Annotated in this window: 12 protein-coding genes; 4 read left to right on the forward strand and 8 right to left on the reverse strand. The window is 49.4% G+C overall.

The genetic code is table 11. From position 1 onward, the window contains the following. Positions 1-8: 8 nt before the first annotated feature. Positions 9-680, reverse strand: a complete 672-nt coding sequence (locus tag EYB48_RS02415; protein WP_162018673.1) for a phosphoribosylanthranilate isomerase — start codon at positions 678-680, stop codon at positions 9-11. A gap of 161 nt (positions 681-841) precedes the next feature. Here EYB48_RS02415 and EYB48_RS02420 point away from each other — a divergent pair, with 161 nt between their 5' ends. Beyond that, positions 842-1,633, forward strand: coding sequence for a WecB/TagA/CpsF family glycosyltransferase (locus EYB48_RS02420; RefSeq protein ID WP_162018674.1), 792 nt, complete (start codon positions 842-844; stop codon positions 1,631-1,633). A 98-nt stretch (positions 1,634-1,731) separates the two neighbouring features. On the opposite strand, the gene aceA is transcribed toward EYB48_RS02420, so the two are convergent. Both aceA and EYB48_RS02430 read right to left on the reverse strand, forming a co-directional pair. Beyond that, positions 1,732-3,030: an isocitrate lyase gene (gene aceA / locus EYB48_RS02425; RefSeq protein WP_162018675.1), complete on the reverse strand. Its 1,299-nt coding sequence runs from the start codon at positions 3,028-3,030 to the stop codon at positions 1,732-1,734. 526 nt (positions 3,031-3,556) lie between these two features. Then, positions 3,557-5,950: a cellulase family glycosylhydrolase gene (locus EYB48_RS02430; RefSeq protein WP_162018676.1), complete on the reverse strand. Its 2,394-nt coding sequence runs from the start codon at positions 5,948-5,950 to the stop codon at positions 3,557-3,559. A gap of 66 nt (positions 5,951-6,016) precedes the next feature. On the opposite strand from EYB48_RS02430, the gene EYB48_RS02435 reads away from it, so the two are divergent. Continuing rightward, positions 6,017-7,333 carry an O-antigen ligase family protein gene (locus EYB48_RS02435; protein WP_162018677.1) on the forward strand — a complete coding sequence of 439 codons (1,317 nt, stop codon included), beginning with the start codon at positions 6,017-6,019 and terminating at the stop codon, positions 7,331-7,333. A gap of 4 nt (positions 7,334-7,337) precedes the next feature. Here EYB48_RS02435 and EYB48_RS02440 read toward each other — a convergent pair whose 3' ends face one another. The 5 genes from EYB48_RS02440 to EYB48_RS02460 are packed head-to-tail and all read right to left on the reverse strand — an operon-like array spanning position 7,338 to position 12,651. Next, the gene (locus EYB48_RS02440; protein WP_162018678.1) at positions 7,338-8,402 is read right to left on the reverse strand and encodes an acyltransferase family protein; all 1,065 of its coding nucleotides are present in this window, start codon (positions 8,400-8,402) and stop codon (positions 7,338-7,340) included. An 18-nt stretch (positions 8,403-8,420) separates the two neighbouring features. Next, positions 8,421-9,359: a glycosyltransferase family 2 protein gene (locus EYB48_RS02445; RefSeq protein ID WP_162018679.1), complete on the reverse strand. Its 939-nt coding sequence runs from the start codon at positions 9,357-9,359 to the stop codon at positions 8,421-8,423. Position 9,360: 1 nt separating this feature from the next. Then, positions 9,361-10,305: a CpsD/CapB family tyrosine-protein kinase gene (locus tag EYB48_RS02450; protein WP_162018680.1), complete on the reverse strand. Its 945-nt coding sequence runs from the start codon at positions 10,303-10,305 to the stop codon at positions 9,361-9,363. Continuing rightward, positions 10,298-11,740 carry a Wzz/FepE/Etk N-terminal domain-containing protein gene (locus EYB48_RS02455; protein ID WP_162018681.1) on the reverse strand — a complete coding sequence of 481 codons (1,443 nt, stop codon included), beginning with the start codon at positions 11,738-11,740 and terminating at the stop codon, positions 10,298-10,300. The genes EYB48_RS02450 and EYB48_RS02455 overlap by 8 nt, the downstream gene beginning before the upstream one ends. An 8-nt stretch (positions 11,741-11,748) precedes the next feature. Further along, positions 11,749-12,651 (reverse strand): SLBB domain-containing protein, encoded by a 903-nt coding sequence (locus tag EYB48_RS02460; RefSeq protein ID WP_162018682.1) that lies wholly within the window; start codon positions 12,649-12,651, stop codon positions 11,749-11,751. A gap of 731 nt (positions 12,652-13,382) precedes the next feature. Here EYB48_RS02460 and EYB48_RS02465 point away from each other — a divergent pair. Both EYB48_RS02465 and EYB48_RS02470 read left to right on the forward strand, forming a co-directional pair. Beyond that, entirely contained in the window at positions 13,383-15,044 is a 1,662-nt protein-coding gene (locus EYB48_RS02465) for a hypothetical protein (RefSeq protein ID WP_162018683.1), read from the forward strand. 366 nt (positions 15,045-15,410) lie between these two features. Beyond that, entirely contained in the window at positions 15,411-16,304 is an 894-nt protein-coding gene (locus EYB48_RS02470) for a glycosyltransferase family 2 protein (protein WP_162018684.1), read from the forward strand. The last annotated feature ends 9 nt before the right edge of the window (positions 16,305-16,313 follow it).

Below are 16,313 nucleotides of genomic sequence, written 5' to 3' on the forward strand. Positions count from 1 at the left end.
GGAGGTGATCAACACCCCGGAATATTGTCTGCATCTTGTACCGCACGTATGAACGCACGGACTTTCTCTTCATCCTTGATCCCTTTTGCTGCCTCGACACCACTGCTGATATCAACCGCAAAAGGACGAACCTGACTAACTGCGCCAGTCACATTTTGTACGCTCAAGCCACCACTTAAAACGACCCGAGGCGCGAGCTCTTTTGGAATGAGAGACCAATCAAACACCTTTCCACTGCCACCGTAACCATCCACATAGGTATCCAGCAGCAAACCATTAAATAAAGGACTTGCATCACGATAGATGCGCTCACATTCTAACAAATCATCCGGCTTTGTGTCAGCCCTGACCCGGAATGCTTTCAAAAACGGGCGCTGCACCAGTGCCGCCAGCTGCGCACACTGACTGGCGCTCTCATCACCATGAAACTGAAGCAGTTGTAGCGGACACTGCTGCAGCGCGGTCTGTAATTCCTGTGCGGTGGGGTTCACAAACAAACCTACCGAAACCACAAACGGCGGCAAGCCGGATAACAGCTCTGCGGCACGGCCTGGCTCCACATAGCGCGGGCTGGGCGGATAAAACACGAAACCCAGCGCATCCGCACCGGCTGCAGCGACCTGAGCCAGATCGTTATGATTCGTGATACCGCATATTTTTACTCGGGTCCGATGTCGCATGTATGGCTACCTGTATTGTTCTGTCCGTCGGTTACGGCACGTTAAATAATAAAAAAGAGCGCCGGCAGGTATTATGCATAGAAATAGGAAAACCAGACGTCGCAAGCCTGCTCAGTTCTGAGATAATCTTGCACATTCAATCCGGAACATCCTAAGTCTCTATGACCCTGCTAACAGACCAGAAGAATACAACACGTTTATTTGAGCTGGACATTCAAAACCAGACTTTTGCTGAGGCACATCAGTTACTGATGCAAACGGCACGCACCAGAGGCAACGCGTCCAGGGTCGTTGTGACACCTAATGTGGATCACATCGTGCGACTGGATCAACAAGCAGAATTCAAACAACTGTATAGCACTTCAGATCTGATTTTTGCAGACGGCATGCCGGTAGTCTGGGCCAGCAAAATCACCGGCCATCCCTTGCCTGAACGTGTCACTGGTGCCGATTTATTTGTATCACTGTGCCGTACCAGTGCGAACGAAGGCTTATCGGTATTCGTCGTCGGTGGCATGCCAGGCCAGGAAACAGAATTGCTGGCCGCATTTGCCAGGGTCTATCCGGGATTGCGGGTTGATCTGTTCTGCCCTTCTATGCAATTCACCCCTGAGGGCATAGAGGCTGATGAGGCGATACGCCGCATCCGTGCCGCCAAACCGCATATCGTCTTCATCTGTCTCGGCATGCCCAAACAAGAATACTTCGCCTTCCGTTACCGCCGCGAAGAAAGCACGGATAACGCCCCGCTGCTGATGTGCGTAGGCGCAGCGATGGAATTCGCCCTGGGCCAAAAACAGCGTGCGCCACTATGGATGCAAAGAATCGGCATGGAATGGTTCTGGCGCCTCGCCAGCGAACCACGACGACTGTGGCAACGCTACACGACGCAAGGCGTCAAGTTTTTCGGCATTTTTTTCCGCGAATACCGCAAACAAAAAAGTCAGCCCTAAAACCTCAATAGCTATAGCCCTGCTACATCTGTGGCAAATACAAAAAAACCGCATAACTTCTGCGGTTTTTTTGTTACTACGGGAGATCGTTAGCCGAATCAGGCAACCTTCTTCGCATCGAAGAATTGTTCATCTTCGGTAGAACCATGCAATGCTGTTGTCGAAGACTGACCTTGCTGGATAGTCTGGGTCACCGCGTCAAAGTAACCGGTACCAACTTCGCGCTGATGCTTGACCGCGGTGAAGCCTTTCTCAGCGGCTGCGAATTCAGCTTCCTGCAATTCGACGAACGCAGACATCTGACGGCGTGCATAGCCATGTGCGAGGTTGAACATGCCATAGTTCAGGGCATGGAAACCAGCCAGTGTAATGAACTGGAACTTATAGCCCATCGCGCCCAGTTCTTTCTGGAATTTCGCAATCGTTGCGTCGTCCAGATTTTTCTTCCAGTTGAACGATGGTGAGCAGTTATATGACAGCAGCTTGCCAGGGAACTTAGCATGGATCGCATCGGCAAAGGCCTTGGCAAACTCCAGATCAGGCTTACCTGTTTCACACCAGATCAGATCTGCATATTCGGCATAGGCCAGACCACGGGAGATTGCCTGCTCCAGACCTGGTTTGGTTTTGTAGAAGCCTTCAACGGTACGCTCACCTGTGCAGAAAGGCTGGTCATTAGCATCCACATCGGAAGTCAGCAAATCTGCGGCTTCTGCATCGGTACGGGCCAGGATCACTGTTGAAGTACCCATGATGTCGGCTGCCAGACGTGCTGCATTCAGTTTTTCAATTGCTTCACGGGTAGGTACCAATACCTTACCACCCATATGACCGCATTTTTTAACGGAAGCGAGCTGATCTTCAAAGTGAACACCGGATGCACCCGCTTCGATCATGGCTTTCATCAGTTCAAACGCATTCAATACACCACCAAAACCGGCTTCAGCATCGGCAACGATAGGGGCGAAGAAGTCAATATCGTCTTTACCTTCCGACCATTGAATCTGATCAGCGCGGGTCAGCGTGTTATTGATACGTTTAACAACCAGCGGTACCGAGTTTGCCGGGTACAGAGACTGGTCAGGATACATCTCACCTGCTACGTTAGCGTCACCCGCAACCTGCCAGCCAGACAGGTAGATCGCTTTCAGACCTGCTTTTACCTGTTGCATCGCCTGATTACCTGTCAGGGCACCCAGTGCATTGATGAAAGGCTCGTTGTTCACCAGATCCCACAATTTAATCGCACCGTTCTTTGCGATCGTATGCTCCACCTTGATAGAACCACGCAGACGAACCACGTCTTCTGCAGTGTAGTTACGTTTAATGCCTTTCCAGCGTGGATTGGTATCCCAGTCTTTTTGCAATTCAGCGACTTGTTGTGCACGTGTTGTCATGATGCTCTCCTGTGGTCAAAACGAATAAAAGTGGTGTTCCGTTGAGATCAATAATAGGAGATATTTTGCGGAGCAACAAGGTCTTATATAAGACATATAACAAATATTTTTACGTTTAAATTCATATACTTATATTTTAATTTTTGCGATACGAAATGTCTTTTCTTAAAATGAGAAAAATATTTTGTGCAGAGCCAGTTAATTTTTCACATTATGAAAAACGAATCTCACAATGCAGCAAATCATGACAAATCGGGCATCAATTCTTTTCTGCATGAAATTTCCTGGCCTCAGAAACATTGCAATGATTGCCAAAATTCAAGAAACAGTCTGCTAAATACAACAACGCCCCATCTAAGTGGGGCGTTGAAACTTAGTTTAACGATTCAAATCGCGTTTCATTGTTGTTTAGTGCAAGAAAATTCTTTGTACGCAATTTGCGTCTCAATAGCGCCTTTTTTCAAACATAAGCTTCACCTCTGGTCGGATTCATGCGTGCCATGCGCTGTAACGATAAGCAACTCACTTATGAAGCAGGACTCAGTACAATTTCATACCAAGGCGTACGCTGGTTGAAATTCACTTGAAATCCACCTGAAACCTGTTGAATATTTTGCTTGAGCAATGGCGGCAGGCGGGCACCCTTTTCATCTAAAGGGTAAATCTCTACGCGTGGATATGGACTAGGCACAAACAATTGAAACACGATACGTTCCATCCAGACCGGAGCGACACCATCGCGTGGACCGGAAGGCTTACCAGTAAGTCCGGCATCAGGCTCTAAGGTTTTCCAAATCATATTGCCATCATAAGGAATCAGCTTTTTGGCTTGTGCCTGTCCTTCTGGTCCCTGACTGGCAGACGTTGCACCGCTGGCCACTAACAGGAGCCGCCTGGACTGTTTCAAGGGTAAGCCATCGCGCGTACCCAAGAGGAAAGTACTATATTTACGCCCCTCCCCACTGATCTGGGGCTTCAGGATTTTTAAATTCAGATTCGCCGTATCAGACACCCCAAGCTGCACAGCACTGTATAGATTTTGCATCCAAATTTGCGGCTGCTCACGCTGGATTAACAGCTGCTGACCAGACGCACGCACGCTGACTTCTGCACCCACTTCACTACCAGATACCGCATTGGATACACCCTGGTTTTTATTCTGTACAAGTGCTGCAAAATCCATCGCAATACGCCTGGACATAACAGCATCTTCATCCAACTGGAAATTCGCGCGCAAATAGCCGGGATAGACCGCCGGATTAACACTTTCCAATTGCGACGCGAGGCTGAGTCTGGCATTTTCCGGCAAGGCCACCAATGCCAGCTTAGGATTAGGCTGTAATTGAAACTGGCGAAATAAAGCTGAAGACAAGCCTGTTGTGACCAGTTGCCCGCTGTGCCCGGTCAGGCTGAAGCTGTCCGGCGCAGGATCGCGCAAATTCACATCACCATAGTGAAAGAAAAACAGTCCATCCCAATCCTGCATGCTGGCCAGTGTAGCCATAACAGGAATAATCTCTGCGGATTGGCGGTTAGGATAAGCCTGGTTGAACTCACTGATCACAAATGGTTTGCGCGCGTCACGATAGTAAGCCCGGCTCAGTAAGTTACTCCAGCCTTCTTTTAACGCAGACTGATCACGGATTTTCCAGTCATTTCTGTCCCATTCCTTGCCGGGAAACTGATAATGATCGACGTAGACATGTTCATCCACATAATCCATCGCTGCATGCGAGTCTACATTCAGCAGACCGCCATAATAGGCCTGGGTTCCAGCCACTGGCACCAGATTGCCGACCTCAGCCCGGATCGTTTTCTTCATCAATTCCAGATACTGCTTATCGCTCTCGGACAGAAAGCGCAGGAAATCGATAACGCGGCGTCCCAGACCACTGTCAGGCAACTGATGCTGACGTTGCAAGGCAGTGGGCACCGTCCAGTGAAACTTCTCGAATACCCGCCTCAACATATCCTGCGCCCTGAGGGTCCAGTCGTCACCCTGCTCCAGTATCCGCCTGTCCTGCAGTGTCACCAGTAAGCCGCCTTTCTTTGGCAAACTGCAGCTGCGCCAGACTGCACATGCCTGCTCTATGCTACCGTACTGATGCTGTATCCAGCGCTGCCACTGCAATTGCAAGATGCGCTGATACTCACCTTTGAGCTGATCGATTTGCTGCCTTTGCCAGGCACCGACCAGTGAGGATTCATTATTAATTTCGACCATCGCGAGCACCGGGTCGTCATTCAATTGCAGGCGACGCAGTAATTGCTGAGCATATTCCACCTGTAAGGCCTGCATTCTGGGCTCAAACATATGCATAGGCTGGCTGGCAAACGGCATACTTTCACCAGCAAACAAGGGCGTGACCTGATCCACCGCTGGCCTGAACGCGTAACCCACATGCAGATTTAAATTGACGTAAATCCCCTCATTCTTACAGGCGTCAATCAACAGACGCAATCGTCTTAAGGCTTCGTGATTAAAACTGGGATAAGCACCTGTCGTAAGTATGCCCTGAGGTTTGTCGGCATCATCGCTGAGCTTAGTATCAAGATGGTGCAACCTCACCGCGTTAAACCCAAGGCGGCGCAGGCGTTTTGCCAGCTTGACTGCGCCCTGCTCATCCGGAAAATTATCTGCCGCCGAGAGACTGATACCAAAAAACCGCAAGCGCTTATCGTCGCCGGTATTGGGCTTTTTGTCAGTACCGGCGGTATAAAAATGGGCCTGCTTGACGAAAACACGGTCGGCCGCTGTAATCGGCCGGTTCAGTCCGGAAAAATCCACTACAGGCTGCAACTGATCTTCATTCACAGAAAACCGGTACCAATCGATTTGCTCGGCACACACTGTTTGTGACGCAAATCCTGCCAGTAAGATCAGGCAATACCAGCGTAGGGGGAAAGAAAATAATTTCATGAATAAAATCGCATCCAACTGACTAGCCTATAAAATACCAGCTATGCCATTAAAAAGACCGCCCGAATGACGCCTGGTACGCAAAAAAATTTTCCAACTGAGATGCATCCTGTAGAAATCGGGATTTTGCGTATCATTGTTGTGCTATTCGTTGTTTTTTCCCTGCTGCCTTACGGTATTTCCTGGGATTACTCGGGCAAGTCAGAAGTCACGATGGAAGGTTCCCTGACCACTAAACTGGAATGGGGCAGCCTGTTCCTGATCTCAGGCATTTTGCTGTATCGCCATCTTGAAACCGCATTGAAGTATCTGCGAGCACTCAATCCGTTTCTGATCATGGTGCTGGTCTGGTGTATCGCCTCCAGTCTGTGGTCGCCGATAGGTGGTGTGACCTTCAAGCGCGCGATCCAGTTATACGGCATTGTAGTGATAGGCATCAGTCTGCAACTCTCGCCCAAACCCCTGCATCTGATGATCAATTCCTTGATCTACACCTTGATGGCGATGCTGATGCTGTCATTTGTAATGGCACTCGCATTCCCCAGCATAGGCATAGACTATGAGTTAAAAGGAGCCTGGCGTGGCGCACTGTCACAAAAGAATGAACTGGGCCAGGTTGCAGCGATGTCTATCCTGTTCTGGCAGGTAAAAGCCTGCCTGGAACAGGTCAGCTACAGAACCCTGCTGCTGGCGATTTTATTCAGCTTTTTCATGCTGGTGATGAGCAAAAGCTCAACCAGCATGATCATCACTTTGTCTACCAGCGCTATATTTCACTTACTGCGTAAGCGGCATCTGAGCTCGGATTATCCGCTGATACGGATTTTCCTTAGCCTGCTATGTATGGCTTTACTCGCTGTCTACGCGTTCTATATGTTTGAATCGCGCATGCCAACCTGGGCTGAGATTTCTTCCCCGATTGCAGGCATTTTTGGTAAAGGCTCAGATCTGACCGGTCGCACCGATATCTGGGAGCTGGTCTGGCTGGAAATTAATAAGCACTGGCTGCTCGGTCTGGGCTATGGCGCCTTCTGGTTAGGGCCGGACAGTCTGTCACAGTTTGTCATCGATGCTTTGCACTGGATTCCCCTGCAATCGCATAATGGCTATCTGGATATTCTGAATGAACAAGGCATCATAGGCCTGGCCCTGACCATATTGACCCTGCTGTCGCAAGCCTACTATCTGACCAGGCTCGCACAGCACGATAAAATCCAAGCTGCGTTCTGGACCGCGATGCTGCTGGTGATCGTTGTGACCAATTTCACAGAAAGCAGCCTGTTTCGCGGCTTTGGCTTCCTGAACGTTTTCTTTATTTTCGCCCTGATTGCCGTGACCTCAGCCAATCAAAGAAACCAGGAACAGCTGCGTCTGCAGCGCTGAAAACTCAGTGCTTGATACCAGCGTGCAGATAGCGCTGTCCCAAGCGCAGGAATGGCGCTTCAATCAAGCGCTGCGAGCCATCGGCCAACGCCAGGGAAGCCACCATCATCAAACAGAATTTCACAGGCAGGGACAGGTCTGGCAGCCAGAAGCTGATGATACCGAACACCAGCCAATGGTAGAGATACAGCGAATAGCTGATGCGTCCTATATACACCATAGCAGGAGACGCAAGCACACGGCTGGCCATATTGGATTCTGTAATCAGATGCGTAAACATCAAAGCCAGCGCAATCCCCTGTATCGAGTAGCGCCAGGATTCGCGGAAATTCTCATCACGTATCAACAAGGAAGCGAGCAATAGCAAGGCCCCTGCAATAAGCGCTTTACGCTGCGCAAAGCGAGCAGCCAGACCAGGGTAGCGCGCCTGTATCAATGCAAAGCAGGTGCCATACATAATTGAATCTGCGCGCGTATCGGTTGCCTTATAGATGCGGTAATGAACCAGTTGATCGAGCCCCACTCCATAAACCAGATACAAACGCCACAACAGTATCCCTACGATAAATGTCAGCAAGCCCGCAAGAAAACGCCTGGGGAAAGCGATACACACTGAGAACACAAACGGAAACAGCATGTAGAAATGCTCTTCGACCGCGAGTGACCAGGTGATCGATAAAGGCGGCGGGAACAGGTCGCCACTGAAACCGACAAAAATCCCGAAGTAATTTGCAAAATAAAAAAACACCGACATCAGTTCTATCCACTGCCACTGCACGCCCGCCAGTTGCATCACTCCAAGTGAGATCAGAACAAACACGATCAGCGCTGGCATCAGACGAAAAAAACGACGTAAGTAAAATTTAGAAATACTGACCTGCGCTGTCTTATCCCACTCCACTATCATCAGGCGGGTAATGATGTAGCCACTGATAAAAAAGAAGATCGTCACGCCTAAACCACCAGGCACCATATGCCCCAACCAGGCATGGGAGATCAGTACCAACAGGATGGAAACACCACGTAGCCCATCCAGGGCTTGCAGGCGTGAATGCGAGGCAGGATTCATGTTAACTTCATTAAAAAATCAGGAGGATTCCGCACTGCCATAGGCTTCGGGAACTTTACCGGCAAAATGATTGAGCTTGCCAAACTGCGAGGCCACTATTCTGGCCCAGCGAAACGCACGCTGAGGTGCAAATAAAATCAATAAGGCCGCGCACAGCATGCCTATCAATGCCTGCACTATTGCGCGCAGCCCAAGCCAGCAAGCCCTTAGCGGACGCTGTGCTGCGGGCGTCATCAGTAACTCGGTACGCATAAACAGTTGCCCGGTCCGAAACGAGCGCTGCAATAACCATTTCCGGGTCGCGCGCTCAGCGGGAACAGATTCAAACACGGGTGCATCATCGCACCAGATCATTTTCGCGCCTGCCATGTCGAGACGGCGGAATAAGACAGAATCTTCGCCACCGGTACGCCCGAACGCAGGATCAAACACCGCACCATTCTGCGCCTGAGCCAGTAACACACTGCGCCTGACCAAGACATTACCGCTGCGTGCATCATGGTGGTCAATGACCGTCCCATTCGGCAAGCGCCGTCTCTCAAAATAGCCACCGCGCCTGACCCAGTCTGGCGTACTGGCATCATACTCAGGAACAACAGGCGCAAACACCACATCGGCCTGATAGTTGAATTGCGCATTTCTGAGCTGGCGTAACCAGGAACTGTGCGGGTATTCATCATCATCAACCATGCATATCCACTCGCCTTGCGCAGCACGAATCGCTGCATTTCGGGCCAGTGAGATATTGGAGACGGGTAAATGGATAAACGTCAGCCGCTCACCGAACAAGGCTGCCTGTTTCTGCAATTCAGACTGGGCAGAGTGAGCAGGATCGTTGTCCACCACAACAAGCTGTAGCGTAACATCCTGAATATCCTGCATCCGTATTGCATTCAACAAGCGTGCCAGCAACTGCGGACGCTTGAATGTGCAGATACAAATGCTGATATCGACCATGTCAGTTCTTCTGCTTAGAGACTTTTTTACTACGCCCAGGCATCCATTTCAGTAAAGCCTGGTGCCAGCGGCCTTTTCGTACCGGCTGATACTCGTTGTAAATCGTTCCTGCAATATCGACACCCGCCGCCTGCATATCATTTTTAACCTGACGCAGATCGCTGATACGGGTCAGGTCCTTCTTAGCCACCAGCAAGGCCGCACCGACCTGATGTGCGAGCATTTGTGCATCGGAGGCGCTGCCTGACGCATGGGTATCAACCACAAATGCATCAAAGTCTGCATAGCAGCTGTCCAGCAAATCTTTGATACGCGGGACTTGCAATAACTCCAGGGGATTTGGTGGTCGTGGCCCCGATGGTAAAAGCTGTAACCCTGGTAATAAGGGAATCAATACTTCGCCCAGCTGTTGACGCCCTGCCAGCACTGATGACAAGCCATCGGGCGAGCCCAGCGCAAAGAACTGATGCAGGCTGCCAGTACGCAAATCACCATCAATTAACAGTGTACGCCGCCCTACCTGTGACAAGGCAATCGCAAGGCTGACTGCCATATAGCTTTTCCCCTCGCCACTCACGGAGCTGACGACCGCAATCCGGATTTTGTCTGCTGCATCAAATTTCAACAGCAGCTCACTGCGCAAACGCCGGATTTCTTCCGCCTCTTTTGAAAATGGCTGGTGAAAAAAACGCAGAGACGGATCAGCCACACCGTTTAACAGATTCTTAGAATTGAAACCAAACTGCTGGCCCAAGGCCTGATCAATCTGCGCCTGCGTCAGCAAACCGAGACGCAATGCCGCATCACCAAAACGCAGTTTGTGCTGTCTTTGCTCATGTGCGATCTGCTCAATCTGCGCTTCTGTCAGCAAACCTTGTTGCAGGAACAGTTCACCCAACCTGCCAACCTGATGCCGCTCAGCCCGCATAATAATTGTCTCAGACATGCTTGCTCCTTTGAGCAGCGCCGAACTGCGACCTGTCTTCACCTTCAGCACGTTCGCAAAATCCGATTTGCGCCAACACCGGCACTTCAAACTCGCGCTCCAGATCTTCAACACAGCGTACTTTGCGCTGCATCAGTTCCAGCAGGAATGCAAGGCTGAAGCCGAACATCAATCCTGCAATCAGGCCAAACACGAGGTTATTACGCAGCAAGGGCTTGGCATGCTTTTCGGGCAATTCAGCCCAGCGCATTACAGATGCATTGGAAATCGCGACATTACTGGTCATAAGTAACTCATCAAATTTTTGTATCGCGGCGTTATACACTTTTTGCACGCTATCGAGCTGACGTTGATACGAACTGATCACATCGCGGTGGCGCTTGTTTTCAAAGGTTTTTTTCTGATAGCCAGCCAATTCAGTTTCCATCACCTTTTCCTGCTGACGCAAACGCGCCTCAGCAGAATTGACCGAATCGACTGCCGTCGTTGACTCACGCTTTAATTTCTCTATCAGCGACTGACGCTCATCCTGAATCGCGATGTATTTCGGATGACGTGGTCCCAGCGTCGTTTTTGCATTGGCAAGCTGGGTGTCGAGTGCCACCAAGGCCGCCTTCAAGCCTGAGATATGGCCTATACCTGCGATTTCAGGTAAGTCGGAATTGGTGTTGCCTTGTCTGAGCATATTGTCCAAGGCCTGCCTTTTGGCCTGCGCCTCGACACGCTGCAACTGGGTTTCAATCAGGCGGTTACTGAGCACGCCCATCTGCCGCGATTCCACATCAGCGCGCTCATCGACATCGACAATCTGATGCTCTTGCTGATAAGCCGTGAGTTTCTTCTGAATCTCATCCATCTGACGGCTAAGGGTTTCAAGCTGGACATTGTATTGATCACGGCGGGCACGGGCCGGTGCATTTGCCATTTCCAGCGACAGATCGATATATGCCTTAATGACCGCATTCACCACATCCCTGGCATGTGCCGGGTCATGAGAAGAATATTGAATTTCGATGACACGGCTGTTTTTATGTGGCGCGACTTCGATTTTATCGGCGATCGTTTCTGCCAGATGCCGCAAACCACGCTGTTCACCGTAGCGCGCAATCAGCTTACGTGCCTCTTCCGTATCATGCAGCCCCAGGGCGGCAATCACATGTTCCGCGGCTTTGACGCTTTTCATCACATCATATTGAGTTTGCAGATAGCTTTCATCCTGCAGCGGATGAAACTGACGCCCCGCAATCGGGTCATTCATTTTGTAGTCGATGAATACATCAGCATTCGCAACATAGGTCTTGGGTACGACCAGGCTGGCAATCGCCGCCACGACCACCGCAATCACAGTCACGACAGCAATCAGATTGCGGCGCGCATTGAGCATTGCGCCTATCTGGGTAAAAGATAAAATCAGGTCAGCTGAGGGAGAGCGCATCGACTACCTTAAAAAATACGTTCATTAACCACTACCACATCGCCTGGCAGCACAACATCTTTAATATTGGCAGGCATTTCTATCAGCTCACCATGCTTGTCTTTACGATGAATCACAATGCGCGACGACGAACCACGCTCAGAAACACCGCCACCCACTGCGAGTACCCGCATCACATTCATGGCCTCTTCCATAGGATAGCTACCGGGGCGGCGTACTTCTCCATACACATAGAAAGTCTTTTGCTGACCAACGACCAACACATCATTGGGTAGAATTTTCTGCATCAGTTTTTCATTGTTTTTGTTATTATCAAACTCGATTTGCATGGTATCGACTTCTGCAGATTCCTGATCCGCAGCTGCATTTTTACGCAATAATTTGACTGATTTGTCCGCACGTGTCGTCAGGCCGCCGGCCAGACTCAGGGCATCCAGCACATTCAATTGTCCCTGCATAGGAAAACGACCCGGCCGCACCACTTCACCAAAGACCGAGAAATTACGGCTTATCTGCTGGCCGATACGCACAGCCACCTTAGGATTGATCAGATACTGACCTTGCTCTAATTTATTGGCAAACTGAATTGCCACGTCCATGGTCGATTTGCCTTTGACTTCCATCGCACCAACCAAAGGTAAGGTGATAATTCCCATTGAACCCACCACCACATCTGCGCTCAAATCAGGCTGTCCAAACACAGTAATAATCAGCTGATCCCCCTCACCCACGACATCAGCACGTGTTTCCATCATTCCGGAATCGGCGCTGTTTTCAAGTATCGGTGCTGCTTTCTTAGCCGGCGGATTAACTACTGGCTGATAGGAGAGATTGAAATCCAGTTTTAAACGCAATCCGGGCAGTTGAGATGACTCTTCGGCTTGAGCAAGCGAAAAAAATGAAGAGATCAATATTCCGCAATAACAAACGCGGAGCATGTCATTCTTCAAATTTACAATTGGTGAAAAAATCATTGAAAACCGATTATTGGGATGGAATTTACTTATTTTATCGCGCTGCCGCACTTATGATTGCATATTTTTGTCAGAGAAACAAAATCACTAGGCGGCTCGGTTAAATTAATTTTCCTGAAAGTAACTATTCGCAGCCGACTCTCCGCGACAAACTCAATTTTAAATTGCTTGCATAGAAAAGCATCATGCCTGCTGTGTTTATTTTCACAACAGCTTAAACCAGAGATCCACTTTTTGGTATTTTTAAGTGCACATATTCAATAATTTCTGCAATTGAAAAATAGTGCAAAAAAATACAACCCCTATTGGTCACCATGTTAGTTTAACTCTGCCGGACTATTCTTCTGCGATGAGCAGAGTTTGACATCGATTCCAGCAAAACCAGATAGCCAAGCACAGAACTAATAAAACCCGAGCAAATAAAAAACTCTTGAATCGGGTGAAGTCAGAATGCCTGCCCCTATTTTTGTTGCGACATTTTTCTTAGGAAAATGATGAAAAATCGATTTGCAGTAAATATTAAAAAGCTACTTCCCTCAGCACTACTGTCACTTTGTGCCTTGCCTGGCTGTGGTGGAAACAAGGAGACTGCGACTGGCTTACCTGGAACAGCAGGAGCTCAAACGAATGCGTCACAACACCTGAGCGCTAAAGTTCAATTCAGCACCTTGGATCAATTGCCGCCGATTACCGGAGCCGCACCTGATTATCACAGCCTGATACAACAGGCACCTGCTGGTAAACAAGCGGGTTTGCTTGCCACTGCCTTGGGCAAGCCTAATCAGATGTTGCTTGGCCTGGGTACCCAATTCCTGTTGGATAGTGCGAGTGATGCCTCCATGATGCCATCCTATGGAGTGACTAAAATCGATATTTATGACCAGTATCTGAATGGCATAGATCCACAAACTTCCTGGGTTGCATGGAATAGCCCGACTGGCGCATATGCGAGTAAAGTCGCCAGTGATGCCGAGAGTGTCGGGGCTGTTCCCATGTACACCTTGTATCAGATGGCCTCGCAAGGAGATGGCAACACCACATGGCAGACCAATACCGCCCTAATGACTCAGTACTGGAATAATGTACGTACATTGTTTCAAAAGATACAGGCGACCGGTAAGCCAGCCTTAGTCAACGTAGAGCCGGATTTTTGGGGGTATATCCAGCGCATTTACAATGAATCTGGAGCTATCACAGGCTACCAGACTGCCCCGGGCAAGGTAGTAATTTCAGTAGCGTCTGCAAATAGTAGCGATTGTTACGACCAGCCCAATACCGCCGTTGGCATGGTGTCTTGCATGATTTCGATGGCACGTAAATATGCACCCGGCGCCTATCTTGGCATACCACCTTCAGGGTTTCCGGATCTGCTGGCGCAAGAACCTGCCTTTATGCAGCAATTAGGGGCTGGCAAAGCTGACTTTGTGGTGATGCAAACATCTGATCGTGATGCAGGCTGCTATCTGACGAATGCTCCGAATTGTCGCTATGCAGGCGGCAGAGGTGATGTGAGTCAAACTTACTGGAATACTTCGAATTTCTTGAGGGCCTTTTCACAAGCTGCGCATTACACTACCGGTAGCTACGATGCAGCAGGTGTCTATACCCCCCCCGTCTACTCACTGCCGCTCATTTGGTGGCAGACCCCCATGGGGACACCAGCCAGCGCCAACGGTACCGGATCGGCCACTCCAACTTCCTCTCCCTGGCGTGACAACCGCATGGATTATTTCCTCAACAATCCAGCACAATTAACAGCCATTAATACTGTTGCTGTGGTGTTCGGCTCAGGCGCCTCTTCACAATCGAATTTGAGCAATGATTTCACCAGCGCTGGTCTGCATCAGTTTGTGACCCTGCAAACCGCTTATAACAAGATTCCCGCAAATTTACCCACGGCCGTCGCAGTGTATACGGATAATTTAGCCAGTGGCTGGCTGGGAGACTGGGGATGGAATGCAAACGTCGACTTCTCCAGTACCGCCACAGTATGGTCGGGGAGCAATGCAATGAACATCAGTACGACCAGTGCCTATGGTGCTGTCGGACTAAGCAGTGCAACACCGATTGCATTCAATAGTCCGAACGCAGCCATTCAGTTCTGGGCTTATTCAGCCAGGGCCTTGCCGATCGTGCTCATTCCGTGCCCAACTGAAAATTTTTGCAATCCAAATGTGACGCTGAATTTACCCGCAGCCAAGTGGACTTACTTCAGCATCCCGGCTTCCAAGTTTGGCAATCTTGGTGCTATCAAACGTATCAATATTCAATCCAATTCATCGAATGAAGTGGTCTCTTTTGCGATAGACCAGTTATTTATCGTGAACTAAGTAGCTGTCTATGGAATTTAATATTTACTGAAACAACCGGCTCAGTTCCTGCAGTTTCCCGCGCAAGCAACTTGCGCAAAATGCAGTCGGTTTCAATCATCGGAAATAATTGGCAAGAAAATCCTGGCAAACTGATGATGGCATGAATCTTCGCGGACTAATTGCCACTAGGCACTTATTCTCACACGCACAATTATTATCAAAGCAATATTCCAAGGCGGTTTCCTTGAAATAATTTCCCTGATAACAATTGTTCACTTTCATTAATTGTCCTCAGCGCTGAGCTGAGCTACCATTGCACAAAAGGAATGACGCAAACATCATGCGGCAGTTCTGCCCAACTCATCTTCCACCCCATCATTTGCTATGCAAAATATAAAAACTGTTCCTTTGGTCATCATCGCTCCTGTCCGCGACGAAGCAGATCTGATACGACTGACCCTGGATTCAATGGTGGCGCAAACTGTGAGGCCGGTAGAATGGATCATCGTTGACGACGGCTCCAAAGACAATACCGCTGAAATTGTTAATGAATACGCACAAAAATATCCGTTTATCCGCCTGGTGCAAAGACCTGACCGAGGCTTCCGTAAGGTGGGCGGCGGTGTAGTCGCCGCGTTTAAATTCGGTATCACCCAAATTCTGCATCAGGACTATCAATACATCGCCAAGCTCGATGGTGATATGTCTTTTGGCCCGCGCTACCTGGAAAAAATGTTTGCTGAGTTCGAACGTGATCCCAAGCTGGCGGCCGTATCAGGAAAAGTTTTTCGCACCGAACAGCAAAAACGCGTAGAAGAAATCATTATCGACGAACATGTCGCTGGACAGTTTAAATTGTACCGACGTACCGCTTTTGAAGAAATCGGTGGCTTTGTCGAAGAAGTATTATGGGATGGTATCGACGTCCACACTGCCCGTATGAAGGGCTGGAATACCAAGAGCTTTTATGATGAAGATGCCGTATTGATGCATCACCGTCTGATGGGCTCGTCCGATAAAAATGTCTATCGTGGCCGTCTGCGCTGGGGACGTGGCATCTGGTTCATGGGCTACCACCCTTTATATGCGCTGGCATCCGGCGTATTCAGAATGCGTGAGAAACCCTTTGTGATTGGTGGCATCCTGATCATTGCAGGTTATCTCGGCGCAGCGTTGCGAGGTGCTCCGCGTTACGAAAATCCTGAATTCCGCCGCCATTTGCATCAGTGGCAGCTGGCTCAAATCAAGAATTTATTGTTCAAATTCAAAGCAAAATAATAACGGACA

It is taken from the genome of Cognatundibacterium crateris (assembly GCF_010078235.1).
Classification (GTDB): domain Bacteria; phylum Pseudomonadota; class Gammaproteobacteria; order Burkholderiales; family Burkholderiaceae_D; genus Undibacterium; species Undibacterium crateris.

Coding starts and splice junctions, on each gene's coding strand:
- EYB48_RS02415 (WP_162018673.1), bottom strand. CDS start 680: ATGCGACATCGGACCCGAGTAAAAATATGCGGTATCACGAATCATAAC.
- EYB48_RS02420 (WP_162018674.1), top strand. CDS start 842: ATGACCCTGCTAACAGACCAGAAGAATACAACACGTTTATTTGAGCTG.
- aceA (WP_162018675.1), bottom strand. CDS start 3,030: ATGACAACACGTGCACAACAAGTCGCTGAATTGCAAAAAGACTGGGAT.
- EYB48_RS02430 (WP_162018676.1), bottom strand. CDS start 5,950: ATGAAATTATTTTCTTTCCCCCTACGCTGGTATTGCCTGATCTTACTG.
- EYB48_RS02435 (WP_162018677.1), top strand. CDS start 6,017: ATGACGCCTGGTACGCAAAAAAATTTTCCAACTGAGATGCATCCTGTA.
- EYB48_RS02440 (WP_162018678.1), bottom strand. CDS start 8,402: ATGAATCCTGCCTCGCATTCACGCCTGCAAGCCCTGGATGGGCTACGT.
- EYB48_RS02445 (WP_162018679.1), bottom strand. CDS start 9,359: ATGGTCGATATCAGCATTTGTATCTGCACATTCAAGCGTCCGCAGTTG.
- EYB48_RS02450 (WP_162018680.1), bottom strand. CDS start 10,305: ATGTCTGAGACAATTATTATGCGGGCTGAGCGGCATCAGGTTGGCAGG.
- EYB48_RS02455 (WP_162018681.1), bottom strand. CDS start 11,740: ATGCGCTCTCCCTCAGCTGACCTGATTTTATCTTTTACCCAGATAGGC.
- EYB48_RS02470 (WP_162018684.1), top strand. CDS start 15,411: ATGCAAAATATAAAAACTGTTCCTTTGGTCATCATCGCTCCTGTCCGC.